Genomic DNA, 26,279 nt, shown 5'->3' with positions numbered 1-26,279 from the left:
CCGCCGCCCCCAGGGCGCGTTTCCCTTCCCTCGGCTCGGTGGCCGGGGGCCCGGGCTGGTGGTGCGGCCGCCCCCCCCACTCCCCGCACCCCCCCCCCCCCCCGCCCCCCGCCCCAGGAGCCTAGAAAGTCCGGAAGCAGGCTTTGAGTTGCACCGTGTCACGTCTGCGGGCGCGCGGCGTGCCACCGTGTCACGACTTCGTCGGCCCATGTTTCACCGTCGTTTTCCCAGGTCGTCGCATGTTTCACCCCTGTTGCGCGTCATGCGCGAGGAGCGCGATGTGCACCGAGGCCGCCTGCTCGAAGTCGTCCAGGTCGACGCCGAGGCGCCCCTGTATCGCCTCCAGGCGGCGGTACAGCGCGGGCCGGGAGACGTGGTGGAGCTGGGCGGTACGGGACTTGTTCCGGCCGGTGGCGAGGTACGTCCGCAGCACGTCGAGCAGGTCCTGGCCGGGGTCGCACAGCAGCCCGTCCAGCTCCCGCTCCGCGAAGGACTGCACGTGCGGGTCGTCCCGCAGCAGCCGGATCAGGCCACGCAGATGGACGTCCCTGAGGCGTACGACGGCCGGCAGGCACAGGGCGTCCGAGGAGTCGGCGACGGCGTCGGCGACGTGCTGGGCCTCGCGCAGCCCGGCGGGGACCTCGTCCCAGACGGTGCGCGGATCGGCCGCGGCGACGACCGTACGGGCCACCCCGGACTCGGCCCGCAGCCGCGTCGCGAAGTGCGCCGCGAGCGCCGCGGCGTCCTGGTCCCGGGCGAGGCTGAGCAGCACGGCGGTGGCGCCGTCGGCGAGTTCGGCGACGAGTCCCGGAAGTCCCAGCATGCGCAGGACTCGGTCGAGTTGGGTGGGCTCGCCGTCCCGCACGACCAGGGGCACGAACGTCCGCCGGTTGACCGGCAGTCCGGCCGCGCGGGCCCTGGGCAGCAGCTGTCTCGCCGGTACGACACCGGAGACCAGGTCGGTCAGCAGGCCCTGCGCCGACTGTTCCTCCCAGGTGTGGGCGGAGCCGCCGCCTAGCATGCGGTGCAGGACCAGCGCCTCGGCGGCCCGGTCGGCGAGCAGCCGTCCGGTGGCCGTGTCGCCCCGGTACCCGCACAGCATGATCCGTCCCCACCGCTCCCCGCGCCCGCCCAGCTCGGCCCGGATCCAGCCGTCGCCCTCGTTTCCGCCCGCCTGCCGGGCGATGCGCTCCCAGTCGCGCAGCACGTCGTCCACCGCGGACCGCTCCCCCGCCGTGGCCAGGACGCGGTGGGCGAGGTTGGTGACGACGACCGGACAGCCGCTGTGCTGGGCCACCTCGTCGAGCAGTTGCTGCAGCGGGGCGCCCGCGGTGATGAGTCCGGTCAGGGCCGTCCGTACGGACTCCGAGAGGCTGACGGCCGCGTACTTCCGCCGTACGAGCCGGGACTGGACCTCCTCCGTCAACTCGGCGAAGGGAAAGGGCCGGTGGAGGACGACCATGGGCAGCCCGCACCGCTCGGCGGCCCGGCGCATCACGTCCGGCGCGGTGGGGAACGCCCGGCCGAGGCCCAGGACGACGGCCGCGGCCTCCGCGCGGTGCAGCGACTGGATGTACTCGGCCTGTCTGCCCTCGTCGCCGGCGAGCAGCACCCCGGTGGTGAGCACCATCTCGCCGCCGCTGAGCATCACGCCGACGTCGGCGGCCTCGGCGACGTGCACCCAGCGCACGGGCCGGTCGAGCTGGCCGGCGCCGGCCACCACCTCGGGCTCCCCGGCCAGCACCCGTTCCAGGGAGAGAACCTGGCGGACCGACAGCGCGGGTTCCGGGGCCTCCGCGAGCCCCCGGGGCTCCAAGGTGGTCGTCATGCTCAACCTCTTGCCTAGTAGGTGCTCCTCAGAGCGCGTTCCAGAATCGCGGCGCCCTCCTCGGCCTCCGCGACGGTCAGCGACAGGGGCGGTGCGATGCGCAGCGCGCTGGTGTTGTGCCCGCCGCCCTTGCCGATGAGCAGCCCGCCCTCCCGGGCCGCCTCCAGGACGGCCGAGGCGGCCCGCGGGTCGGCCTCGTCGGTCCCCGGGCGCACCAGCTCGACGCCGATCATCAGCCCGCGCCCGCGCACCTCCCGTACCCCCGGAAGCTGCGCGGCGACGGCCCGCAGCCGCTCGATGAGCAGCCCGCCGACGCGCCGGGCGTTGCCCTGGAGGTCGTGTTCCAGGAGATAGGTGAGGTTGGCGAGCCCGGCGGCCATGGTGATCTGGGTGCCGCCGAACGTCGAGATGCTGTTGGCGTCCAGGCAGTTCATGATCTCGGCGCGGGCGACGACCCCGCCGATGGAGGCGCCGTTGCCGATGCCCTTGGCGAAGGTGAGCATGTCCGGCGGGCCGCTTCGGCCGTGTGCCTGCCAGCCCCAGAAGTGGTCGCCGGTGCGGCCCCAGCCGGTCTGCACCTCGTCGGCGATCCACAGGATGCCGTGTTCGCTCAGGACGTCGCGGAAGGCGGCGTACAGGCCGTCGGGCGGCGAGGTGAAGCCGCCGACGCCCTGGATGGGCTCGGCGATCAGCGCCGCGGGCGGACGGGTGTGGCCGAGCAGGTCCCTCAGGTCCTCCACGCACGCGTCGATGAACGCGGGGTCGCTCAGCTCGGCGAACGGGCCGCGGGTGCGCACACCGCCGTGGACGTAGAGCGTCTGGAGCGGGGACAGGGAGGTCGGGGACCAGCCGCGGTTGCCGGTGATGCCGACCGCGCTGAAGGAGCGGCCGTGGTAGCTGTTGCGCATCGCCAGGACCGTGTTGCTGCGCCGGTGGGCGGTCGCGAGCAGCAGGGCGGTGTCGTTGGCCTCGGTGCCGGAGGTGGTGAAGAAGACGCGGGCGTCGGGGATTGCGCTCAACTTGGCGATGCGCTCGGCGAGTTCGACCATCGGCCGGTTGAGGTAGAGGGTCGAGGAGTGCAGGATCCGCCCGGCCTGCTCGCTCACCGCCTTCGTCACCTCGGGCAGTGCATGCGCGGTCATCGTGGTGAGGATGCCGCCGAAGAAGTCGAGGTACCGGTTGCCGTCGGCGTCCCAGACGTGGCGGCCCTCGCCGTGGGTGATTTCGAGGGGGTCCTCGTAGTAGAGGGCGAGCCAGTCGGGGAGCACCTTGCGGTGGCGGTCGTAGAGGTCGCTCACGGCTGCACCAGCCCTTCGTACGCGTCGGGGCGCCGGTCGCGGTAGAACGCCCACTGCTGCCGCACCTCGTCGATCAGGTCGAAGTCGAGGTCGCGGACGACGAGTTCCTCGGCCTTGTCACTGGCCGCCTCGCCCACGAACTGCCCGCGCGGGTCGACGAAGTAGCTCGTGCCGTAGAAGTCGTTGTCCCCGTACTCCTCCTGCCCGACCCGGTTGATCGCGGCGACGAAGTACTCGTTGGCGACGGCAGCCGCGGGCTGCTCCAGCTGCCAGAGATAAGCGGACAGACCGCGCGAGGTGGCCGACGGGTTGTACACCAGCTGGGCGCCGTTGAGCCCGAGCTGCCGCCAGCCCTCCGGGAAGTGGCGGTCGTAGCAGATGTAGACGCCGACCTTGCCGACGGCGGTGTCGAAGACGGGCCAGCCGGCGTTTCCAGGCTTGAAGTAGTACTTCTCCCAGAAGCCCTTGACCTGCGGGATGTGGTGCTTGCGGTACTTGCCGAGGAACGTGCCGTCGGCGTCGATCACGGCCGCGGTGTTGTAGTAGAAGCCGGACTGCTCGACCTCGAAGACGGGGACCACGATCACCATGCCGGTCTCGCGGGCGAGATCCTGCATACGACGCACGGTCGGGCCGTCGGGCACCGGCTCGGCCCAGCGGTAGTGCTCCGGCTCCTGGACCTGGCAGAAATAGGGGGCGTTGAAGACTTCCTGAAATCCGATGATCTTCGCACCGCGGCGGGCCGCCTCACGGGCGTGCTCCTCGTGTTTCGCCACCATGGACTCGGTGTCGCCGGTCCAGGTGGCCTGGACCAGGGCGGCACGTACGACGTTGGCCATGAGCTGCTCCTTCGGCGGGACGTCAGAGCCTCTACGCCCGTAGACGCAGGCCGTAGAGGGACGAACGTAAGCCTCGGGGAGAGCCTTGCCAAGACCATTGCCGTTAACCCGCTGAGTCGATCACGTTTCGCACCCCTGTGGGTGATTCGGCGGGCCGGTCAGGCGGTGAAACCGGCGACGCGGAGGGCGTGGACGAGGTCCCAGTGACGTTCGTCCGACACGCCCCGGGCGGCCTCCAGCAGGAGCGGTACGAGCCGCTGCGGGTCCGGGGCGGCGCTGCGTGCCGCCTCCTCGGGGGTGCGGACGCGGACGTACGCGTCGAGGAGGGCACGCACCTCGCGGGTCCGCCCTTCGGCGGCGAGCCCGAGCACGGCCTCCCCGATCTCGCCCGCGGGCCGTACGACGCCCTGCCGCAGGATCTGCTGCCCGTCGGCGGCGCGGCCGGCCGCGACCAGCGCGTCGGCGGCCGCCACCAGGCCGTCGGCGGGCAGCGAGGCGGCCTCCCAGAGCAGGGTCGCCCAGTCGGCGCCGTGCCCGGCGCGCTGCAGTTCCGCGGCGAGCAGCGGGAGGCGGGCGGCGGGCCAGTGGGCGATCTCGGCCAGCAGGGCGTGTGCCTCGCCGGTACGGCCCTCGCCCCGCAGCCGCTGGAGCGTCTCCACGGCCGCGGCCACGGCCCGTGCCGCCTCCGCGTCCAGCGGCTCCGTCCGCGGCCGCGGCCGCTGTGCCGGCTCGGCGGCCCCGGCGAACCGGGCCCCTCGCGGGGTGCGGCGCGCGGCGGGGGCCGGTGCGGGCAGCGTCGGTGCGGGGGCCTGCGGTACGACCGCCGGCGTGCCCTCGTCCTCGGCCATCCCGGCGAAGCGGGCACTGCCGCGACGGCGTTTGCGCTGTCTGGCGGGGGTGGGGGCGGGTTCGGGGGCCTGGGTGGTGTCGGCTGCGAGGGGCGATCCTGCGGCAGGGAAGGCGGGTGGGGTTTCGGCGGAGGCGGCGGAGGCGGATGAGGAGTCGGCGGGCGCGGCGGGTGAGGATTCGGCGGGGTCATAGGGGTGTCGGCCTGAGGCACGGCCGTCGGGCGCGACTCGGGGGGTGCCGTCGGCGGTCCGGAAGTGAGGGGCCGGGGCGTCGTGTTCATGAGCCGTGCCGTGCGGGGCCGGGGCGCCGTGGTCATGGACCGTGCCGTGCGGGGCCAGGGCGTGGTGGTCATGGGCCGTGCCGTGCGGGGAGGCGTTGTCCGTCGCGTACGGTCCCGCCGCCCGGCCCACGCGCGCTCCCGTGGACGGAGCACCCGCCCGCCCCGACAAGAGCCCCGCGGCCGCACCGGCCGCCGGCGAGCCGCCGCCGGGACCCGTCGCCCTCGGCCCGCCGACCGGACCGCCCGCCGGCGAGCCGCCCGAGGAGTTCACCGGGGAGGCACCGGTTCCCCGGCCCCGCGAGAACACGTCGTCGGACGGACGGACATCCCCCGCGGCTGCGCGCCGGACCGCCCCTGCCCCGCGGGCCCGGCCGTCGGCGTCGCGCCGGTCCAGCTCAGTCATCCGGAAGCGGAGTTCCGCGCACCGGACGGTCGCCCGTTCATGGTCGTCCTGGGCCCACGCCAGGTCGAGGCGGATGGCGTCGGCCTGCTCCGGGGAGGTCGCCGAGGCGAGCAACCGGCCCAGTTCCGCCTGCCGTTCGGCCGCGTACCGCTGCTCGCGGAGCATGACGTCGAGACTGTCCGCGAGGGCGTCCCGGCCACCCGGGCGGACATCGAACGCGGCGAGCGCGGCCGCGTGCAGAGCGCGGACCCCTTCCGCCTCCCGCCCGGCGGCGCCGGCGCCGTACGCCGCCGCGAGGTCCTGGAGGAGCGCCCCCACCACGTCCCACGGAGGCACCTCTCGCCCCTCCAGGCAGGCCCGCATGCCGTCCGGGTCGCGCTGCCAGAACACCCCGCACCAGCCGCTGCCCTGATCCAGGCGCGCCAGCAGGCCGTCCAGGTAGTTCGCGAACTCCCGTACCCGAAGGGGAAGTTGTTCCACTGCCATTGCCCAACTCCCGCCAGACCGGAGCTCTCCGGTTCGGTAGGCAACACCAGTTGTGTTACGAGGCTGCTACGGCGAGTTTTCGGCGGGCGCGCAGGAGCCTCATTGCGCGATGTTGACCGATGCGCGCAACACTCCGACCCATTCGTGTCACACCCCGATCGGCGCGCACCGCTCCGCCAGTTCGTCCATCGACAGCCCGAGCGCCCGGGCCAGCGCGGCCACCGTGAAGAACGCCGGGGTCGGAGCACGGCCGGTCTCGATCTTGCGGAGCGTCTCGGCGGAGATCCCCGCCTCGACCGCGACCTCCGTCATGCTCCGGCCGCCACGGGCCTCGCGCAGCAGCCGTCCGAACCGCTCGCCGCGCTCGCGTTCCTCAGGGGTGAGTGGGGTGCGTACCATGCCGTCATTCTAATACCGGTATAGTAATTGGCATGGTGGAGCTGAAGACGGACACATCGATCGACGCGATGCACGCGGCGGGCCGGGTCGTGGGGCGCGCCCTGACCGCTGTACGGGAGGCCGCCGACGTCGGCGTCACCCTCCTCGAACTGGACGCGGTGGCACGCGAGGTGCTCCGTGAGGCCGGGGCCTCCTCGCCGTTCCTCGGCTACCGTCCCTCCTTCGCCCCCACCCCCTTTCCCGCCGTGATCTGCGCCTCCGTCAACGACGCGATCGTCCACGGCATCCCCGGCCGCTACCGGCTGCGCGACGGCGACCTGGTCTCGATCGACTGCGGCGCCGAGCTGGACGGCTGGGTCGGCGACTCGGCGATCAGCTTCACCGTGGGCAGGCCGCGCCCGGCGGACGTACGCCTGATCGGCGCCGCGGAGCGGGCGCTGGCGGCGGGCATCGCGGCGGCCGTCGTCGGCAACCGCATCGGCGACATCGCCCACGCGATCGGCACGGTGTGCCGGGAGGCCGGTTACGGCGTCCCGGACGGCTTCGGAGGGCACGGCGTGGGCCGCCGCATGCACGAGGACCCGCCGGTGCCCAACGAGGGCCGGCCGGGCCGTGGCCTGCGCCTGCGTCACGGGATGGTCCTGGCGATAGAGCCGATGCTCGTCGCGGGCGGGACCGACGACTACTACGCGGCCCCGGACGGCTGGACGCTCAGGACGAGCGACGGTTCGCGGGCGGCCCACGCCGAACACACGGTGGCGATCACGGAGACGGGCCCGCGCATCCTTACGCAACGGTAGGGCAGCCGGCCAACGGGCGCGGGCCGTGTCGGCATACGGCTCCGCCGCGTGGGCGCGACCGGCCACGACGGACCCGCGGCCACGCGACCGCACTCGTTCCCCGATCCGCAGGCGCCCCGCACGTGCCGTCGGAGACCATCCGTGCCAAGGTGTTATGAACCAGCACCAAAGGAACGGAACGCCATGACCGACGGCTACCCTCCCGACCCCTTCGGTGATTTCCTGTCCCGCTTCCTCGGCGGAGGCGGCCCCCAGCAGAACCCTCGCCACATCGATATAGGCCGCATGCTGAGCCAGCCGGCGAGGGAGCTCGTGCGGGGCGCCGCCCAGTACGCCGCCGAGCACGGCAGCCGGGACCTGGACACCCAGCACCTGCTGCGCGCGGCCCTGTCCGCCGAGCCCACCCGGAGTCTGCTCAGCCGCGCGGGCACGGACCCGGACTCCCTCGCCACGGAGATCGACGAGCGGTCCGGCCCGGTCCAGCACCCACCGGGCGAGGTCCCGCCGCCGACCTCCCTCTCGCTGACCCCGGCCGTCAAACGGGCCCTGCTGGACGCGCACGACCTGGCACGGTCGACCGGCGCCGGGTACATCGGCCCCGAACACGTGCTGAGCGCTCTGGCCTCGAACCCCGACTCGGCCGCCGGGCACATCCTGGGCGCCGCCCACTTCGCGGCCACCGGCAGATCGCCCGACGTACCCGAGACGGACCGGGCCCGCCCCGGAGCCGAGCGGCGGCCGACGACGACACCCACCCTGGACAAGTACGGCAGGGACCTGACCGAGCAGGCCCGGGAGGGACGCATCGACCCGGTCATCGGGCGGGACGAGGAGATCGAGCAGACCATCGAGGTGCTCTCCCGGCGCGGCAAGAACAACCCGGTGCTGATCGGCGACGCGGGGGTCGGCAAGACCGCGATCGTGGAGGGGCTCGCCCAGCGGATCGCCGACGGGGACGTGCCCGACATACTCATCGGCCGCCGTGTGGTCGCCCTCGACCTGACCGGCGTGGTCGCCGGCACCCGCTTCCGCGGGGACTTCGAGGAGCGGCTGAACAACATCGTGGGCGAGATCCGCGCCCACTCCGACCAGCTGATCGTCTTCATCGACGAGCTGCACACCGTCGTCGGTGCCGGCTCGGGCGGCGAAGGTGGGGCGATGGACGCGGGCAACATCCTCAAGCCCGCCCTGGCCCGCGGCGAGCTGCACGTCGTGGGCGCGACCACGCTGGAGGAGTTCCGCCGCATCGAGAAGGACGCGGCGCTGGCCCGCCGGTTCCAGCCGATCCTGGTGCCCGAGCCGACGGTCGAGGACACCATCGAGATCCTGCGCGGACTGCGCGACCGCTACGAGGCCCACCACCAGGTCCGCTACACCGACGAGGCCCTGGTGGCCGCCGTGGAGCTGTCCGACCGGTACCTCACCGACCGCCGGCTGCCGGACAAGGCCATCGACCTGATCGACCAGGCGGGCGCCCGGGTGCGGCTCGGCGCCAAGACGAAGGGCTCGGACGTGCGCGCCATGGAGCGCGAGGTCGCGCAGCTCACCTGCGACAAGGACCAGGCGGTCGCGGACGAGCAGTACGAGCAGGCCACGCAGCTGCGCGACCGCATCGGCGAGCTGAAGGAGCGGATCACCGAGGCCAGCGGCGACGAGGAGGCCGACGAGGGCCAGCACCTGGAGGTGACGACGGAGGCCATCGCCGAGGTGGTGTCCCGGCTGACCCACATCCCGGTCAGCCGTCTCACCCAGGAGGAGAAGGACCGGCTGCTCGGTCTTGAGCAGCACCTTCACGAGCGGGTGATCGGGCAGGACGAGGCGGTCGCCGTGGTGGCCGAGGCGGTACTGCGCTCCCGCGCCGGGCTGGCCAGCCCGGACCGGCCGATCGGCAGCTTCATGTTCCTCGGTCCCACCGGCGTCGGCAAGACCGAGCTGGCCCGCGCGCTCGCCGAGGTGCTCTTCGGCAGCGAGGACCGGATGGTCCGGCTGGACATGAGCGAGTACCAGGAGCGGCACACCGTGTCCCGCCTGGTCGGCGCGCCGCCCGGGTACGTCGGCCACGAGGAGGCCGGTCAGCTCACCGAGGTGGTGCGGCGGCACCCGTACTCGCTGCTCCTGCTCGACGAGGTGGAGAAGGCGCACCCGGACGTCTTCAACATCCTGCTGCAGGTCCTGGACGACGGCCGGCTCACCGACTCGCAGGGCCGCACCGTGGACTTCACCAACACGGTCATCGTGATGACCAGCAACCTCGGCTCCGAGGCCATCACCCGGCGCGGCGCCGGCATCGGGTTCGGTCCCTCCGGTGCGCAGGCCGACGAGGAGGCACGGCGCGAGCAGATCCTGCGGCCGCTGCGCGAGCACTTCCGGCCGGAGTTCCTCAACCGCATCGACGAGGTCGTCGTCTTCCGCCAGCTCACCGCCGAGCAGCTGCGGGAGATCACCGACCTGCTGCTGGAGCGCACCCGTCGGCTGCTGCACGCCCAGGGCGTCGCGGTCGAGTTCGACGAAGCGGCCGTCGGCTGGCTCGCGGAACGCGGCCACCAGCCGGAGTACGGCGCCCGGCCGCTGCGCCGCACCATCCAGCGCGAGGTGGACAACCGGCTGTCCCGGCTGCTGCTCGACGGCCGTATCGCCGAGGGCGGCCAGGTGACGGTGGACGTGGAGGACGGGCGACTGGCGTTCCACACGGAGCCGGCACCGCGGACGGCGTCACAGCCGGGCGGAGCGGCACCGGCCGCTCCGGCCGGCCAGGAGGCGCCGGACGCGCAGGCACGCCCGGCGGCACCGGACGCCTGACCTACGACGCCGGGTGCACCACCATCGCCGACCCGCCGCCCCGGCGTACCTTCTCGGCCGCGGCGAGCCACCTGCCGTCCGGCAGCCGCTGAACGCCGGTCGCCGCGCCGATCTCGGGGTTCAGCTTGAAGCTGTGCCCGATGGCCTCCAACCGGGTCCTCAAGTCGCTGTCGTAGAGCCCGGGTTCGAGCTCGGTCTGGGCGGCGTTGCGCTGGCTGGCGCGCGGCGCGGCGATCGCGTCGACCAGCGGAAGCCCGCGGTCGAGGAACTCCGTGAGGGTCTGCAGCACGGTCGTGATGATGGTCGCGCCACCGGGCGAGCCCAGCGCCACCACCGGCCGGTCGTGCCGGTCGAGCACGATCGTCGGGGAGATCGACGAGCGCGGCCGCTTGCCGGGCCCGGGCAGGTTCGGGTCGTGCACGGCCGGGTTGGCCGGGGTGAAGGAGAAGTCGGTCAGCTCGTTGTTGAGCAGGAAGCCACGGCCGGGGACGGTGATCGCGCTGCCGCCGGTCTGCTCGATGGTGAGCGTGTAGGAGACGACGTTGCCCCACTTGTCGGCGACCGTGAGGTGGGTGGTGTTCTCACCCTCGTACGTGGTCGGGGCGGCTGTGCCCGAGGTGGTGCAGGACGCCGGGTCGCGCGGGTCGCCGGGCGCGAGCGGGCTGGTGAGGACCGCGTCGTCCTTGATCAGGCAGGCGCGCGAGTCGGCGTACTTCTGCGAGAGCAGTTCCTTCGTCGGTACGTCCTCGAAGGCGGGGTCGCCGACCCAGCGCCCGCGGTCCGCGAAGGCGATGCGGCTCGCCTCGATGTAGTGGTGCAGGTACTGCACCTCGGAGGCCTTCGAAAGGTCGGTCCGCTCCAGGATGTTGAGGGCCTCGCCGACCGTGGTGCCGCCGGAGGAGGAGGGTGCGATCGAGTAGACCTTCAGCCCGCGGTACGACGTCCTCGTGGGCGCCTGCGGCTTGGCGCGGTAGGCGGCCAGGTCCGCGGCGGAGAGCTTGCCGGGGCGGGCGTGCCAGCCGGAACCCGGGTCCACCGGGGGGTTGTTCACGGTGTTGACGATGTCCTCGCCGAGGCCGCCGTGGTAGATCGCTGCGACCCCCTTTTTGCCCAACTCCTCGTAGGTGCGGGCGAGATCGGGGTTCTTGAAGGTGGAGCCGACGACCGGGAGCTGTCCGCCGGGCAGGAACAGCTTCGCCGTGGCCGGAAAGTAGCGGAAGCGGGTCTCGTTGGACGCGGTCTGGGTGCGGAAGGTGTCGTCCACGGTGAAGCCGTCGCGGGCGATGCGCTCGGCGGGTTCGAGGACCGTGCCGAGTCTGTCGCTGCCCCACTTGTCGAGGGCCGTCTGCCAGGTGGCCGGCGTGCCCGGGGTGCCGACGCTCAGGCCGCTGCTGACGGCGTCGGCGAAGGCGAGGGGCTTGCCGTTCTCCACGAAGAGGTTGGAATCGGCCGTGAGCGGCGCGGTCTCGCGGCCGTCGATGGTGTGCACCGTACGGGACTTGGCGTCGTAGTAGACGAAGTAGCCGCCTCCGCCGATGCCGGAGGAGTAGGGCTCGGTGACACCGAGCGCGGCGGCCGTGGCGACGGCCGCGTCCACGGCGTTGCCGCCCTTCTTCAGGACCTCGATGCCGGCGGCGGAGGCGTCCGCGTCGACGCTGGCGACCGCGCCGCCGTAGCCGACGGCCACCGGAACCTTCGTCGCCGTCCCGGCCGTCGGGGCCGGTGGCGCCGCCGCCCCCACCGACACCACGGCGGCCGAAACCGCCAGAACCGTCAGTTTCCGCGCGGCAGAGCGACGCATCCGTACCTCCAGTCCAGGACAGTCCGCGCAGCGTAGCCACATCGGCCTGGCCCCGACAGCCACATTCAAGGCAATTGTCGCGCGAACGTCACACATCGAACACGAGTACGTTCCGGCCACCCGGGACCGCTACCATGCGCGCCCATGAATGACGACGTCCGCAACATCGTCCTGGGCGTGATGGCCGCCGGTGTCAGTGCCGGGCTCGGCTGGCTCGCCCGCACCTACCTGTGGAAGCGCAAGCTGCGGCGGAAACAGGCGTTCTTCGGGCTGCCCGACAACTCCGAGTCGCTGCTCGTGGTGAACCGCGAGGCCGGCGGGCCGGAGCTGACGGTGATGCGGCACGACGTGTTCGCGCTCCTCGAACTCGCCGCCCTCATCAAGGACTGCAACGCCAACGCCCAGGTCGTCGCGCACGACGCGACCCAGCAGGGCTTCGGCGAGCGCACCGAGTTCTGTGTGGGCGGGCCCGCCTCCAACCGCCGTATGGCCGCGCACCTCGCCTCCCTGCTGCCCGGCGTGCACGTCAACGTGGACGCGGAGCCCGGCCCGGACCGGGGCGCCTTCCAGATCGGCAGCGAGCGCTACCGGCTGGAGTCCGGGAAGGGTGAGTACGTGCTCCTCGCGCGGCTCACCGCGGGCCAGCGGGGCGACGCGCGTCCGGTGTTCCTCTTCTGCGGCCAGCGCGCGATCACCAACCAGGCCGCGACGCGCTATCTCGCCCGCAACCACGAGCGGCTGGCCCGCAAGCACGGCGGCAACACCTTCGTGCTCCTGCTGAAGGTGGTCAATTCGCAGGCGTACGGCCCCGACGTCGTCGAGCTCGTCGCGGACGTGACGCGGACCGCTCAGGCCCCGCTGCCGACACTGGAGGCTGCACGTACATCACACCGGGCCTCCTAGGGAACAGCACACTCCAAATATCTTTACCCGCGCGTAACTTACCGACGGGTTACTTAGGGTAGGGCGTCACGGTTACTGTCGGGTCACTTTGCACTGACACGAGTGAGGAGTGACTCATGGGACACGGTCGCACCACCTTGCGCACCTCCGCCGTCGGAGCCGTCTCGGCCGCCCTGATCGCCGGCAGCGTCGTGGGACTGGCTCCGGCCGCGCGGGCCGCCGCCTCCGTCCGCTTCGTCGACATCACCGGCGACGGGGGCACGACCCTCAAGGCGAACATCGTCACCCCGGCGGGCGCCGACGCCTCGCACAGCTACCCGCTCATCGTGCTGCCCACGAGCTGGGGCCTGCCCCAGGCCGAGTATCTGGTCCAGGCCCAGAAGCTCGCGAACTCCGGCTACATCGTGCTCACTTACAACGTGCGCGGCTTCTGGCAGTCCGGCGGACAGATAGAAGTGGCCGGTCCGCCCGACATAGCGGACGCCTCCAAAGTGATCGACTGGGCACTCGCCAACACCCCCGCCGACCCGGAGCACATCGGCATGGCGGGCGTCTCCTACGGCGCCGGGATCAGCCTGCTCGCCGCCGCCCACGACAAGCGGATCAAGGCGGTCGCCGCGCTGAGCGGCTGGGCGGACCTGATCGGCTCCATCTACTCCGGCCGTACCCAGCACGTCGAGGCGGCCGCCTTCCTTGACGGCGCGGGTGTCATCACGGGCCGCGAGAGCCCCGAAGTACGGCAGATCTTCAATGACTTCTACGCCTCCAACCTCACCAAGGAACAGGAGATGATCGACTGGGGGAAGAAACGTTCGGTCGCGACCTATGTCGACCAGCTCAACCAGAACGGCCCGGCCGTGATGATGGCCAACGCCTGGGGCGACACGATCTTCCCGGCCAACCAGTACGCGGACTTCTACGAGAAGCTCACCGTCCCGAAGCGGCTGGAGATGCGCCCCGGTGACCACGCGACCGCGGAGCTGACCGGCCTGTTCGGGCTGCCCAACGACGTGTGGACCGACACCGGGCGCTGGATGGACCACTATCTCCGGGGCGTGGACAACGGCATCGACCGCGAGCAGCCCGTGCAGCTCAAGTCCCGCACCTCCGGCGGCTACGAGGCCTACCCCGACTGGAAGTCGGTCGGCGCGACCCGCGGGAAGCTCGCCCTCGCGGGCTCCACCACGATCCACGCGAACGTGGACTCGGGCGCGGACGGCGGGATCGTCTTCCTCTCCAGCGTCCTCGACCAGGTGGCCCAGCTCCCGCCGGTCGCCTCGATCCCGCTGCTCCCCCGCCGCTGGGCCGCGGTCTGGCAGTCGGAGAAGTACGGCACCGCCCAACAGGTGCGCGGCACGGCGAAGTTGCACACCACGCTCACTCCGACCAAGGAGAACGGCACTCTCGTCGCGTACCTGTACGACGTGGGCCCGCTCGGTCTCGGCAAGCTGGTCACCAACGCGCCGTACACCTGGTACGACCGGACTCCCGGCCAGGCGTTCGACGTGGACCTGGACCTGTTCTCCACGGCGTACGACGTCCCGGCCGGACACCGGCTCGCGCTGGTCGTCGACACGGTCGACCCGCTCTACACCGAGCACAACCCGTCCGGCGCGCAGCTGACCTTCTCCTCGCCGGCGGACGACCCGTCGTACGTGTCCGTCCCGCTGCGCGAGCAGTGATCTCCGGCTGCCGCCGGCCGGGCCTGGCCCTGTGAACTGCTGCCCCCTACGGTCTCGGGGGCGTGGGGGGTCTCCCCGCCCGGCAGCCTTCCTCGCACATCCCCTGCGGATCGGCGGTACCACCGTCACCACGGGGATGAGCGGTCAATCGTAGTCGAGGTTCGACGCCCTGGGTCTCGATGCCCTAGGTCTCGATGCCCTAGGTCTCGGCGACCTCGGCGTAGAGCTGCGAGAGCTCGGGCACACCGCTCACCGCCCACTCGTGGCCGCTCTCCACGACGTCGAACTCGCGCCCGGACGCCAGCCGTACGACCGCCTGCCCGCCGGGCCGGATGTCCCAGCGTGCGCCGGCGACGGTGCGCACGATGACCGTGCCCAGGTACAGCCCGGCGTCGTTGCCCAGCCAGGTGAGGCTCTCCTCGTCGTCACGCCAGCGCGGCAGCAGCTGGTCGAGCGCCTCCAGGGAGGCCGCGGAGTCGTCGAGCCGGACGCCCTCCTGGGACGCCTGGGAGCGCAGCAGCTCGCACTCGGAGAGGAGCTCGGCGACGCCCTCGGGGTCGACGGTGAGAACCGTCTCACCGCTCTTCTTGTGCCGGTTGCCCAGGAAGGGGATGTTCATATGCCCAGCGTGGCATTCGCACCGCCGTGCGCACCACAGCCCGAACGGGGGTGTCGCGCGGGAGGGCGTGCCAGACCCCGCGTCCGCGGCATGATCCGCCGGACAGGCCCTAGACCTCCAGGTCCACGACCACCGGCGCGTGGTCCGAGGCGCCCTTGCCCTTGCGCTCCTCGCGGTCGACGTAGGCGTCCTTGACCGCCTTGGCGAACGGCTCGTTGCCGTACACGAGGTCGATGCGCATGCCGCGGTTCTTGGGGAAGCAGAGCTGGCGGTAGTCCCAGTACGTGAAGGGGTGGTCGTACTTGAGGGGGCGCGGTACGACGTCGGACAGGCCCGCCTCGCGCAGGGAGGTGAGGGCGGCGCGCTCGGCGGGGGTCACGTGGGTGAGGCCCTCGAAGGCGGCCACGTCGTAGACGTCGTCGTCCGTCGGCGCCACGTTGTAGTCGCCCAGGACCGCGAACGGGCGGCTGCCGGCCGCGTCGCCCGCGACGGCGGCCTTCAGTGCCTCGAACCACTGGAGCTTGTAGGCGTAGTGCGGGTGGTCCACCTCGCGCCCGTTCGGCACGTACACCGACCAGACGCGGACCGGGCCGCAGGTCGCGGAGATCGCCCGGGGCTCCTCGACGCCCTCGTAGCCCGGGTCGCCGGGCAGGCCCTTGACGACGTCCTCCAGGCCGACGCGGGAGATCACCGCCACGCCGTTCCACCTGCCGGTGGCGTTCACCGCCGCCTCGTAGCCCGCCTCGCGCAGCTGGTCGAACGGGAACAGCTCCTCGGCGAGCTTGGCCTCCTGCAGGCAGAGCACATCCGTGCCGCTGCTCTCCAGCCAGGCCAGCAGCCTCGGGAGGCGTGCGGTGATCGAGTTCACGTTCCAGGTCGCGATGCGCATGCTTCACAACCTACCGGGCGGGACCGACAACGCCGTCCCGCCCGGTTCCGGCTCAGAGGTCGGCGGAGTCCCCCGGCGTCAGCCGCAGGTGCTCCGAACCGCCCAGGGTGCCGATCTGGTGGTCGTAGATCGGGCGGGCGAGGTCGGTGAGCAGGGCGTCGTGGATGTCGTAGGCGCGCTGCGGCTTGACCTCGCGGACGTAGTCGATGACCTCGGAGATCTTGTTCCAGGGGGCCATCACCGGGAGCATCAACGTCTCCACCGGCTGGTCGGGGACGGTCAGGGCGTCACCGGGGTGGAACACACGGCCACCGTCGATCAGGAAGCCGATGTTGGTGATGCGCGGGATGTCCGGGTGGATCACCGCGTGCAGCTCGCCGTGGACCTGGACGTCGAAGCCCGCCGCGGTGAAGGTGTCGCCGTGGCCGACGGTGTGCACACGGCCCGGGAAGGCCGCCGAGATCTTCTCCGCGACGGATGCGAGGGTCCAGATCTCGACGCCCGGGTCCGCCTCCATGCCGGCCCGCAGCCGGTCCTCGTTGAAGTGGTCCAGGTGCTCGTGCGTGACCAGGATGGCGTCCGCCCCGACCGCAGCGTCCTCCTCGCTGAAGGTGCCGGGGTCGATGACGAGCGTGCGCCCGTCCTTCTCCAACCGGATGCAGGCGTGCGACTTCTTCGTGAGCTTCATGGGACCATCCTGCCCCCGCGCGGGCGGCCGGGGGTCACCTCAACGTAGTGCTCCTGCCACCCGGCTGACGATCACTCATACGGAGTGGTCTCCTCGCGGATGATCTGCTGCGCCACTCTGAACGCGCTGTTCGCGGCCGGTACACCGCAGTAGACCCCCGCCTGGAGCAGCACTTCCTTGATCTCGTCCGGGGTGAGTCCGTTGCGCAGGGCCGCGCGGGTGTGGAAGGCGAGCTCCTCCAGGTGACCGCCCGCGACCAGCGCGGTGAGCGTGACGCAGCTGCGCGAGCGCCGGTCGAGGCCGGGCCGGTCCCAGATCTCGCCCCAGGCGTACCGGGTGATGAACTCCTGGAAGTCCCCGGAGAAGTCGTCGGCCTGGGCCAGCGCCCGGTCGACATGCGCGTCGCCGAGCACCTCCCGGCGGATCTTGAGCCCCGTCTCGTACCGGTCGGGCGGCCCCAGGGGCTGCGGCGGTACGACGGCGGGGGCGATCTCGGCGATGGGCGCGGCCTGGGGAGCGACCCGCGGAGCGGCTTGCGGCGCGGTGGCCGGGACCGGCTTCACCGGGGTCCCCGGGATGGCCATCTGGCCGGTGGACGAGTCGAAGGCGGGCTGCCAGGCGGTGGAGAAGTGGCGGACCAGCAGGTCGGTGACGGCCGCGGGCTGCTCGACCGGGACGAGGTGGGAGGCGCCGGGGACGACCGCGAGACGGGCGTCCGGGATGCCGGCGACCAGGGTGCGGGCCTCCGCGGGGCCGGTGACCTGGTCGTCCGAGCCCACCAGGACCAGCGTCGGCACACCGACGCGGGCCAGCTCGGCGCGGACGTCGAACCCGGCCAGCGCCTCGCAGGCTGCGATGTAGCAGCCGGGGTCGGTGGTGCGCACCATCTGCACGGCCCACTCGGTGATCGCGGGCTGCGCGGCCGCGAACCCGCTGGTGAACCAGCGGTCCGGTGAGGTGCGGGCGATCGGGTCGAGCCCGTTCGTCCGCACGACCACCCCGCGCTGCCGGAACTCGTCCGCCGTCCCGAACCGCGGCGAGGCGGCGACCAGTGCGAGCGAGGCGACCCGCTCCGGGCGGCGCAGGGCCAGCTCGATTCCGATCGCGCCGCCGAGCGCGCAGCCCGCGTAGCCGAACCGCTGCACGCCGAGCCCGTCCAGAGTGGCGAGCAGCCGGGCGGCGAGCTCGGCGACCGAGCCCGCCGGGTGGGCGGGGGCGCCGCCGTGTCCCGGCAGGTCGAACCGGAAGACCCGCCACTGTCTGACCAGTTCCGGGACCTGCCGGTCCCACATGTGCCATGTGGTACCCAGTGAGGGACCGAGGATCAGGACCGGGGCGTCTTCTGGCCCGTCAAAGCGGTATTGCAGGGTGTTCATCGGTGTCTCACTCACCCGCCTGAGCTTCTCATCTGTCACGACAGCCCCTATGAGCGGGGTCCTGGCTGCAGCTGTCCGACCAGGTGGAAGACCTCCCGGGCCGCGTAGCGCTTGAGGCAAGGGACGATTTCGCGACGGAACTTACCCTCCTTGATCGGCGCTCGTAGTAGTCCTGAGCGCGCGGGGTCGACGGCCCCGCAGGAGCGATTACCATCACCATCCGCGGAGCATCCCCGCGGGGGCGCGGGGTCGACGCGACTGATCAAAACTACGGTCGACGTGTACGGGCACCTCGTCCACCCCGCCTGGGACCACCGCGAGACGATCCTGCGAGCAGCTGTTCGGCCCGCCTCCACGTCCACGTCAGACGAGAAGTCGCATCCGGGAGACGCAACACGCCCACAGATGCCAGCGCTGACTCCCGTCGTCACCGGGCGGTCGTTCACCGAGGCTCGCACATGCCAGGCGGGGAGCGGAAGCGGTTCAAAGCGACAGCTCGGTCGTGGAACCGGGAACGGGACATCCGAGAGACCATCCGCCACTTTCCTCTCTCTTCTGCGATGTCCTGTGGCAGGTCAAGGCCCATGGCCTGAGCCAATGGGTGGCGCCCCAGGTTGACCAGTGCGCGGACGGCTGCCGCCCATTCATCAGTCGCTGCAACCGCGGCCCGATACCAAAGCGGGCACAGAGCGCAGAGGACGCCGGCCGTGCCGAGGAGAACTGGAGGATCGGCACTATCAACCGATGTGGCACACAGGGCCATGGCGACGAGGACTATGTGCCCGTACAGCAGGGCTATGAAGAAGTCGACGCTGGTGCGCGCGGTGTCGACCTGCCGGCGAGCTTGCTCGGGTGCCATCGCGGTGAGCTCGTTCCAAAGCACCTGAGAATCTAGGCGATACCGGTCATATCCGTACTCCTCCAAGCGCCGAATGGCGTTGCCAAGCTTAGTAGGAGTGACCTGGTCGTCCTGCACCGGATATCTGGCCAGCCGCTCACCAAGCAGCGCCTACTGCGTCGCTGTTAGTACTTCGTCGCGTGGATCCGGCACGGCTGGGGCTTCTCCGTCAGGGGTAAGTGGCCTCTGTGCAGTACCTGCCGACTGCACCCGCTCAGCTGCAGCCCGACGCGCGCGGCACGTCCGTGTCAGTTCATCGGCCAGTTCGCTACGGCGCTTGCGGTGGTGGCGACTGCGTCGCGCATACAGTCGCGCACTTCGACAAGCGCAAGGTCGAACTCGGCTCCTGCGGACGTCCTTACGGCACGTCCTGCACGCATGAGCACGCCCCGTTGACTGAACGAACCCTAGAGATTGCCCAGTTCAGTGAGCGGATGGAGTCATCGAGCATTACGGTCACCGGTCGTGATGAACGATGCTTCCCGACGAGATTTGGCGGCCCTGGTGGTTCCCCGGTGGGGTCGGCTGGTGGAGACCGGTGATCGGTACGAGCCCTACCGGCTGATCGATCCCGACGGAGCGGCCGTCGAGGCGGTCGCCGTCTACTTCCAGGAGTTGCTGGCCGCGGGGAAAGCGCCGTCGACGGTTCGTTCCTACGGGATGGATCTGTTGCGGTGGTGGCGGTTCTTGCAGGCCGTGGACGTTTCCTGGAACCAGGCGACCCGTCGGGAGGGCCGGGACTTCAGCTGCTGGATCCAAGAGACCGTCAAACCCAGGAAGATCAAGGCCCATGGCCCGCGAGCGGTACGGGGAGCCGGTGCTGCGAACCCGGTGACCGGGAAGCCGTCGACCGGATCCGGATATGCTCCGGCCACCGTCGTGCACAGCGAGACGGTCCTGCGCCGGTTCTACGATGTGCACCGCGATGCGGGGACCGGCCCGCTGCTCAACCCGTTCCCGCTGGATCTGTCCCGCCGCTCTGGGCGGGCTCACGCGCACCACAATCCGATGGACGGCTGGAGGCCCGAGCGGGTGGGCCGCTACCGGCCGAGCCTGCCGCGGCGGATCCCGCGCTCGATTCCGGAAGCATGGTTCAACAAGCTGTTCGCGGCGCTGCCCTCCAACCGCGACCGGGCCTTGGTCGCCTTCTGGATCTCCGCCGGGGTGCGGGCTTCGGAACTGATCGGCATGCGTCAGCGCGATGTCGACCCCGGCCAGCAGTTGATCAGCGTGGTGCGCAAGGGCTCGCGGGCGGTCCAGCAGGTGCCGGCATCGGCGGACGCATTCGTATGGCTGCGCCTCTACCAGCAGGAGGTACAAGGCCAGGTTGCGCGAGGCCGCACCCAGCCGGTGTGGTGGACACGGCGAGACCCGATCCGACCCCTGACCTACCACGGTGCCCACCGGATGTTCGAGCGTGTCAACGCCTCGCTCGGCGCCGACTGGACCCTTCATGACCTGCGGCACAGCGCGGCCTCCCGCATGGTGCGCGACCCGAAGCTGACGCTGTCCGACGTGCAGTGGGTGCTCGGACACGCTCACTTGTCTGCCACGGAGGTATATCTGACGCCGCACAAGGACGAGGTCGTGGCCGGCGTGCTGGCGCACCACGCACGCCAGGCCCGCGAGAACATCCAGCCGGCGCCTCCGCCGTCGGCACCGGGCTACGACCCGGCGTCGCTGGACGTCCTGTTCGGGCGCTCGTCATGACGGCCGTCGTCAAGCACGCGACGCACAAGCCGTTGGAGATCACGAACGCGATCGTGGAGCAGGCCCAGGCGCGGAACAGCCGGCTGCGGGAGCAGTTCCCGGCCCGGACCGCGGAACGGTGGTGGTCCCAGACCGCGCAGTCGTCGGAGGAGACGCTGCGACGCCTGACGGCGCCGCCGTTCCTCCCTGCGGCGAACGGCACCCGAGCCGGACGCCGCCGTGGGGTGACCAAGCTGCTGCACTGGCTGTCGGGCCAGCCCGGGGATACGTGGCAGCAGCGCTGGATGGCCACGGGGGCCGAGGACTTGTGCGGAGCCGCCTGGGTGGAGCTCCCACAGCGGTGGCTGAGCGAGCGCGGGCCCTCACCGTCGTATGACCGGGAAGACCTGGCCTCCGGGCTGCTCATGCTGATCTGCGGAGACGTCATCCGTCCTGCTCTGCCGTGGATGCTCACCCGCACGCACCGGTATCTCGCCTCTGTAATGGCTCAGGTCCGAGACCCGGACGGATTCGCGCGCCTGCACCAGCTGGCCGCCGCCGGGCCAGCAAGCTCGCGCAAGGATGCACAGATCGCCGCGACGCGGATCGCCACTCTGCTGGCCTGCAAGGGCGGACGGATCGGCGACATCACCGTCGGCGACTGCGTGGATCTCGTCGATACCCAGCGCCGGGTGCACGCTCGCGGCGGGCAGAAGAAGGTCGACTTCTACCTGCGGCTGCGGGCCATGGGCATCTTCCCCGAGGATGCGCCGGCCACGATTCGTGCCTTCGGGCTCGCCCTGGGCCAGTTGAGCATCGAAGAGTTGGTGGACCGCTACCGGATCCGGTGCCAACCGGTACGCGACGTGATCGTGGACTATCTGCGCGAGCGCCAACCATCGCTGGACTTCGCCAGCCCGGACGCGATCTCGCGCACGCTCGCGGGCCTGTTCTGGGCCCGGATCGAAGCTCTGGCGCCGGGAATCGACTCACTGCGGCTGCCCCCGGCGGTGGCTCGCGCCTGGAAGGACGATCTGAAAGTCAAGAAGCGCAGCGTCGTCGGCCCCGACGGCAAGAGCGTCGAGGTCTCCAGCCCGCGACTCAACGCCAAGGACGAACTCATGCGCGTCCGAGCGTTCTACCTCGACATCGCGCAATGGGCGGCCGAGGAACCGGCCCGCTGGGGGCCATGGGCCGTGCCCTGTCCGATCAACGACGACGAGATCCACAAGGCAAAGGAACGCAAGAGACGCAAAGCCCGGATGGATCAGCGCACCCGCGAGCGGCTGCCCGTCCTTCCGATCTTGGTCGGCACCACCGACCGGCGGCGCCGTGAAGCCGCCGGCCTGCTCCAGGCGGCGGGAGACACCGAGCCCGGAGAACTGATCCCCGGCACCGGCGGGGCCCTGCGCAGAGCCATCGCTCCGAAGGCCGCAGGCCACCTCACGTGGGCCGAAGAGACCTCCAGCGGGCGCCGACGGAACCTGTCCTATGAAGAAGAGGAAGCCTTCTGGGCGTTCGCCGCGATCGAGGTCCTGCGTCTGACCGGCGTTCGCAACGAGGAACTCCTGGAACTCACGCACCACAGCGTCACCCAGTACCGGCTCCCGGCCACCGGCGAGGTCGTCCCGCTGCTGCAGATCGCTCCGTCCAAGACCGACACCGAGCGACTCCTGTTGGTCAGCCCGGAACTCGCCGACGTCCTCAGCGCCATCATCAGTCGACTGCGCGGCCCCGGCGGGATGGTTCCGCTGGTGGCCGCCTATGACGTCCGCGAGAAGGTCTGGAACCCGCCGATGCCGCTGCTGTTCCAGCGCGGCATCGGCTCCGAGCACCGCGCTTTCACACCGACCGCGATCCGCAAACTGCTGATCAATGCGCTGGCCGCGACCGGGCTGACCAACGCCGAAGGTGAGGCACTGTCCTTCTCTCCCCACGACTTTCGAAGGATCTTCGTCACCGACGCCATCATGAACGGACTGCCCCCGCACATTGCCCAGGTCATCTGCGGTCACAAGAACATCGACACCACGATCGGATACAAGGCGGTCTACCCTGCCGAGACGATCGAGGCCCACCGGGCGTTCATCGCCCGCCGACGGGCCTCCCGTCCCGGCGAGGAATACCGGATCCCGACAGAGGATGAGTGGGACGCCTTCCTCGCCCACTTCGAGAAGCGGAAGGTGTCCATCGGCACCTGCGCACGCGCCTTCGGATCCCCCTGCCTCCATGAGCACGCTTGTGTCAGATGCTCGCTCCTCCGACCTGACCCGGCCCAACGGGCACGCCTTGCCGAGATCCGCGACAACTTGATCGCCCGCATCGCCGAAGCCGAACGGGAAGGCTGGCTCGGCGAGGTGGAAGGTCTCCATGTCAGCCTGGCCGGTGCCGAGGAGAAACTCCGCCAGGTCGATCGCCGCCACGGACAGCACAGGGCCGTCGACCTCGGCATCCCCACCACACGTGGCGATCGATGAACCCGCTTCCTGCACATCGTCGCCGGCCCTGCCACCGGGTCCGATGGGGACTACTCAGGACGCCGTTCGTGCGCCACGCGTGCAGCCACCCCGTGAGCTGCCTCTTACTCCCACCGGTTCGGTTATAAGAACCTCGGGCACCCCGGCGGCGCCTGTTGTCGGGACCAGCCGATCGTCGCACGACACTGGACCGTCCGGCAGTCCATTTTCGTGGCCCTGACCAAGATCGAGCAGAAGTTCAGAGAAGCGTGTGTTCGTTGCCCCATGCTCCGGCCCGAGCCCAGCCGGCTGCCGTTGATGAGGGAACTGGAGACCAACCTGACTGAACGGATCACCGAGGCACGAGACCGGGTCTGGCTCGGTGAAGTCGCCGGCCTGCAACAGACCCTGGATGCGATGACGCAGCGGGGCATCAGATCGGTCATCGCGAGGTGGATCATGCTTGGGAGTGGGCGGACAGGGTCTCCTCGTCGCGGGCCAGGCATGGGTGGAACGTCAGCCAGCCCAGGGGCCGCTCTACCGCCCACTGGACCCGACGCAAGAGCAGGGCGCGCGATTCGACGGACTTTTCCTCTACTGAGCGGACGCAAGCCCGTCCAGGGGCGGCTCGCCAGAATGACAGGAGGCCGCCCCTTTCTTGCCGAGGTTCAGACAGGTTCTCAGTGGACCCATCCGTTCAAGGAAATCCGGCTGTCCTCCGGGCGGTGCGAGGCGCATGAAACGGGGAGCACCTCGTGGAAGACGCTAGCTGAGGGGAAAAAGACGATGGAATTGTGGACCGGCTCGATGTCACGGAAGGACGCTGCGGGAAAAATCCGCTCCTGGGTGGCCAGGGTGTCGTAGACCCTAAGCTGTCCTCCGGTGAAAGGCCGGGGCGCCCGGTGCAGATAGTAGATGAAGCTGATCCGTCGAGTGGCAGCGCCCCCTTCCCCGATGTCCAGATGCCTGCGGAAATAGTCACCGTCCTGATGAATAGTGACCTGGCAATCCACTCGCCTCTCCAGTGCTGTGACACCCAACACACTCTCCACCGCGGGCAGCAGCGTCGCCAACGCTTCCTCAAAGGGGCGGGGGGGTGTTGTGTAACGCACCATGGACCGTCGGGCGTCCGGAGGACCGTCGATCGTGGTGGCGGCCTGAAACCCGTCCAGGTCAGAAAGGGCCCAGGACAACATCTCCTGAGCACATGAGGGACTCAGGACGTCAGGAACCACGCACAACCGCGACGCGAACGTCAGCGCTTGGCCGCGATCGTCAATACCGGAGAAGGACAGACCCTCAAGTGTCGCCGCTTGCGTACTGACGCTCATATGGACATCACCTGCTCTCAGGAAGGGGATATGGCCCGTCGACCGGAGGTCAGTCCGACTTGCGGACGGGCGACCAGGACCACGGCGCCACCCAGCGCGGCCAGCCCGGCGGCTACGCCGGAGAGCGCAAGTCCGGTGTCGTCAACCGTGTGCGCAATCTCCGGGGGGCGTGACAGTGATCTCGGCGGACAGAGTGAGGTCCGGGTCATGGGCGATCAGTTTGAACAGGTGCCGTCCAAGATTGGTGCGACGGGGAATGGTGACCCTCCCCGTCACAGTGCCCTGTGAGTCGGCGGTGAACCTGCCCAGCACCTTCGCCCACGACAGGAGCACCGCGGCGACCTCCTGGCCGGGAGCGAACCCCCTTGCAGTGAACGTCAGCGCACCGCCCGCAGCCACCGTGGTGTCACTGAGGCACAACGGCGGAGTGGGCGGCGGAGTGGGCGTGTTATTAGGAGGATCACAAATTGGCGGCGGGGTGGGCTGTGCCGCTGCAGATGGAACACTCGCGAGCCCCAGGGCCAGAGTGGCACCCACGGTGAGAGCGGCAGCAGAGACAGGCAGTTTCGGGCTCATTGAAGTCCTCCGCGGAAATGGGGCGCTGGTCCTCTCGGCCATTTCCCAATCTGGTACCCACACCAGTCCCGCGAACGGATCACTTCACCCCATCAGATGATCCGCCACTTCCCCGATAGCCATCCCAGAGGACCGCTGCGGCGGGCACGTTATCCGCACGACTCGGCCAGGCTGGGAACCGAAGCAGACAGGACCTCTATCGCTTCGCGGACATAGCGGGACACCCTAAAACGGTCAGTAGTGAACCGCGCCCCGGTCAGGCACCGCCTACTTCCGCCGGGGTCGAGGGCGTCGGGAATTCCTCCCACGTCCGGCCGTCCAGGACGCGGCCGGCCCGGCCCTTGCCGACCCGCCGCATTCGCACTGCCTCCTTCGGGACAGGAGCCCCCGTGCTGTTCCAACGGCCGCCTTGGACATCCAGCACCGACACCGCACCGCGCGGGGAACCGTCCTCGCCTACCCAGGCACCGGCAGCCTCCGGCGCGAACTGTCCCCATTGCTTGAAGAAAAACGGCACGCCCGCATGCAAGCACTCATCCCGCGCTGCTCGGGCCCACTGCGGGTGCATCGGCCGGGCCTTGGCTCCCGACTCACCGCCGACGATCACCCAGTCCAGCCCGCCACCGAGCCATGGCCGCAGATCCAGCGCGCCCAGCAACGGCTCACACGAGGCGAAGCGCACTGCTGCCGGGGTCTGGGCGAGCTTGTCCAAACGCACTTTTGCCCACCGCTGGGACTCCACGCTGGTACCCAGCCACACATTCGGCAGTGGCCACAGGCCACCGCTCATCCATCGCTCAGCATGGGCAGCCGACGCTTCCACATTGAACGCCCAGCCGGTCGCCCTGGCACTTCCGTGTTCCAGGACCATCTGGACGAACCTTGCACTGTTTAGCAGTGAGGCCATCCGGCCGGGACGCTTGGTCAGCACCTGGAACGTGTGACGCGACGCCTGTCCCATAGCCGCGAACACGCGTGCCACGAAGTCGTCCGGCACCTGATCATGGAACAGGTCGGACATGCTGTTGACGAACACCCGCCGGGGTTTCCGCCAGCGCAGTGGCAGCTCCAGTCGATCCGGCCAGAGGCGGACGTCGAAGCCCTGCTCGAAGGGGTGCCCCGGGATCCCCCGCCAGCGTTCGGCGAACACCTCGGCGTAGCAGACATCACAGCCTTCGGAGACCTTCGTGCACCCGGTCACCGGGTTCCAGGTCGCGCCGGCCGCGCCGTCATCCCCGCGCGTCCACTCGATCTTCGTCGTGGTACTCATGCCTCCCCCTTCCGAAGCTCACAGAAAGTAATCATGGATTCGGGGAGAAGCGCTTGCACGAGGGCGCAGTTGGTGCGGAGAATCTCGGTCCACTCGATAGCCGTTCCGGTACTCACCGCA

At 70.4% G+C, this 26,279-nt stretch carries 18 protein-coding genes; 6 read left to right on the top strand and 12 right to left on the bottom strand.

The features are described 5' to 3' along the window. Positions 1-244: 244 nt before the first annotated feature. The 5 genes from ACIPSA_RS12270 to ACIPSA_RS12250 all read right to left on the bottom strand — a co-directional run bounded on the left by ACIPSA_RS12270 (position 245) and on the right by ACIPSA_RS12250 (position 6,382). Positions 245-1,828, bottom strand: coding sequence for a PucR family transcriptional regulator (locus tag ACIPSA_RS12270; protein ID WP_402632473.1), 1,584 nt, complete (start codon positions 1,826-1,828; stop codon positions 245-247). A gap of 14 nt (positions 1,829-1,842) precedes the next feature. Beyond that, a complete protein-coding gene (locus ACIPSA_RS12265) occupies positions 1,843-3,126 on the bottom strand; it encodes an aspartate aminotransferase family protein (RefSeq protein WP_402632470.1) in 1,284 nt (427 codons plus the stop codon). Next, positions 3,123-3,965: a nitrilase-related carbon-nitrogen hydrolase gene (locus tag ACIPSA_RS12260; RefSeq protein WP_402632467.1), complete on the bottom strand. Its 843-nt coding sequence runs from the start codon at positions 3,963-3,965 to the stop codon at positions 3,123-3,125. Before ACIPSA_RS12260 ends, ACIPSA_RS12265 begins: the two co-directional genes overlap by 4 nt. 158 nt (positions 3,966-4,123) lie before the next feature. Further along, positions 4,124-5,983: a hypothetical protein gene (locus ACIPSA_RS12255; RefSeq protein WP_402632464.1), complete on the bottom strand. Its 1,860-nt coding sequence runs from the start codon at positions 5,981-5,983 to the stop codon at positions 4,124-4,126. A gap of 147 nt (positions 5,984-6,130) precedes the next feature. Continuing rightward, entirely contained in the window at positions 6,131-6,382 is a 252-nt protein-coding gene (locus tag ACIPSA_RS12250; RefSeq protein WP_402632461.1) for a helix-turn-helix domain-containing protein, read from the bottom strand. Positions 6,383-6,414: 32 nt separating this feature from the next. Between ACIPSA_RS12250 and map the strand changes: the two genes are divergently transcribed. Next, positions 6,415-7,182, top strand: coding sequence for a type I methionyl aminopeptidase (gene map / locus ACIPSA_RS12245; protein WP_402632458.1), 768 nt, complete (start codon positions 6,415-6,417; stop codon positions 7,180-7,182). Between the two features lie 183 nt (positions 7,183-7,365). Continuing rightward, entirely contained in the window at positions 7,366-9,981 is a 2,616-nt protein-coding gene (locus tag ACIPSA_RS12240; protein ID WP_402632455.1) for an ATP-dependent Clp protease ATP-binding subunit, read from the top strand. Position 9,982: 1 nt separating this feature from the next. Here the strand turns inward: ACIPSA_RS12240 and ggt are convergent, their stop codons facing one another. Next, positions 9,983-11,782, bottom strand: coding sequence for a gamma-glutamyltransferase (gene ggt, locus ACIPSA_RS12235; RefSeq protein WP_402632452.1), 1,800 nt, complete (start codon positions 11,780-11,782; stop codon positions 9,983-9,985). Between the two features lie 144 nt (positions 11,783-11,926). On the opposite strand from ggt, the gene ACIPSA_RS12230 reads away from it, so the two are divergent. Further along, positions 11,927-12,685: a hypothetical protein gene (locus tag ACIPSA_RS12230; protein ID WP_402632449.1), complete on the top strand. Its 759-nt coding sequence runs from the start codon at positions 11,927-11,929 to the stop codon at positions 12,683-12,685. Positions 12,686-12,801: 116 nt separating this feature from the next. Further along, positions 12,802-14,367: an alpha/beta fold hydrolase gene (locus ACIPSA_RS12225; protein ID WP_402632446.1), complete on the top strand. Its 1,566-nt coding sequence runs from the start codon at positions 12,802-12,804 to the stop codon at positions 14,365-14,367. A 199-nt stretch (positions 14,368-14,566) separates the two neighbouring features. Here ACIPSA_RS12225 and ACIPSA_RS12220 read toward each other — a convergent pair whose 3' ends face one another. The 4 genes from ACIPSA_RS12220 to pcaC all read right to left on the bottom strand — a co-directional run bounded on the left by ACIPSA_RS12220 (position 14,567) and on the right by pcaC (position 17,954). Beyond that, positions 14,567-14,986 carry a DUF6278 family protein gene (locus ACIPSA_RS12220; RefSeq protein WP_402632443.1) on the bottom strand — a complete coding sequence of 140 codons (420 nt, stop codon included), beginning with the start codon at positions 14,984-14,986 and terminating at the stop codon, positions 14,567-14,569. A 109-nt stretch (positions 14,987-15,095) separates the two neighbouring features. Next, positions 15,096-15,875: an exodeoxyribonuclease III gene (locus ACIPSA_RS12215; RefSeq protein WP_402632440.1), complete on the bottom strand. Its 780-nt coding sequence runs from the start codon at positions 15,873-15,875 to the stop codon at positions 15,096-15,098. A 52-nt stretch (positions 15,876-15,927) separates the two neighbouring features. Beyond that, positions 15,928-16,563 carry an MBL fold metallo-hydrolase gene (locus ACIPSA_RS12210; RefSeq protein WP_402632437.1) on the bottom strand — a complete coding sequence of 212 codons (636 nt, stop codon included), beginning with the start codon at positions 16,561-16,563 and terminating at the stop codon, positions 15,928-15,930. A gap of 71 nt (positions 16,564-16,634) precedes the next feature. Then, a complete protein-coding gene (gene pcaC / locus ACIPSA_RS12205; RefSeq protein ID WP_402632434.1) occupies positions 16,635-17,954 on the bottom strand; it encodes a 4-carboxymuconolactone decarboxylase in 1,320 nt (439 codons plus the stop codon). 1,411 nt (positions 17,955-19,365) lie between these two features. Here pcaC and ACIPSA_RS12200 point away from each other — a divergent pair. Both ACIPSA_RS12200 and ACIPSA_RS12195 read left to right on the top strand, forming a co-directional pair. Beyond that, a complete protein-coding gene (locus tag ACIPSA_RS12200) occupies positions 19,366-20,547 on the top strand; it encodes a tyrosine-type recombinase/integrase (RefSeq protein ID WP_402632431.1) in 1,182 nt (393 codons plus the stop codon). Then, positions 20,544-23,003, top strand: a complete 2,460-nt coding sequence (locus ACIPSA_RS12195) for a tyrosine-type recombinase/integrase (RefSeq protein ID WP_402632428.1) — start codon at positions 20,544-20,546, stop codon at positions 23,001-23,003. Before ACIPSA_RS12200 ends, ACIPSA_RS12195 begins: the two co-directional genes overlap by 4 nt. Before the next feature lie 659 nt (positions 23,004-23,662). Here the strand turns inward: ACIPSA_RS12195 and ACIPSA_RS12190 are convergent. Together ACIPSA_RS12190 and ACIPSA_RS12185 are read right to left on the bottom strand one after the other, a co-directional pair. Then, entirely contained in the window at positions 23,663-24,313 is a 651-nt protein-coding gene (locus ACIPSA_RS12190; protein WP_402632425.1) for a 2OG-Fe(II) oxygenase, read from the bottom strand. Positions 24,314-25,145: 832 nt separating this feature from the next. Beyond that, entirely contained in the window at positions 25,146-26,159 is a 1,014-nt protein-coding gene (locus ACIPSA_RS12185) for a DUF5131 family protein (RefSeq protein ID WP_402632422.1), read from the bottom strand. Positions 26,160-26,279: the final 120 nt, after the last annotated feature.

This window comes from Streptomyces sp. NPDC086549, from assembly GCF_044746205.1.
Taxonomy (GTDB): Bacteria; Actinomycetota; Actinomycetes; order Streptomycetales; family Streptomycetaceae; genus Streptomyces.
This window is presented reverse-complemented; position numbering and strand designations above follow the sequence as displayed.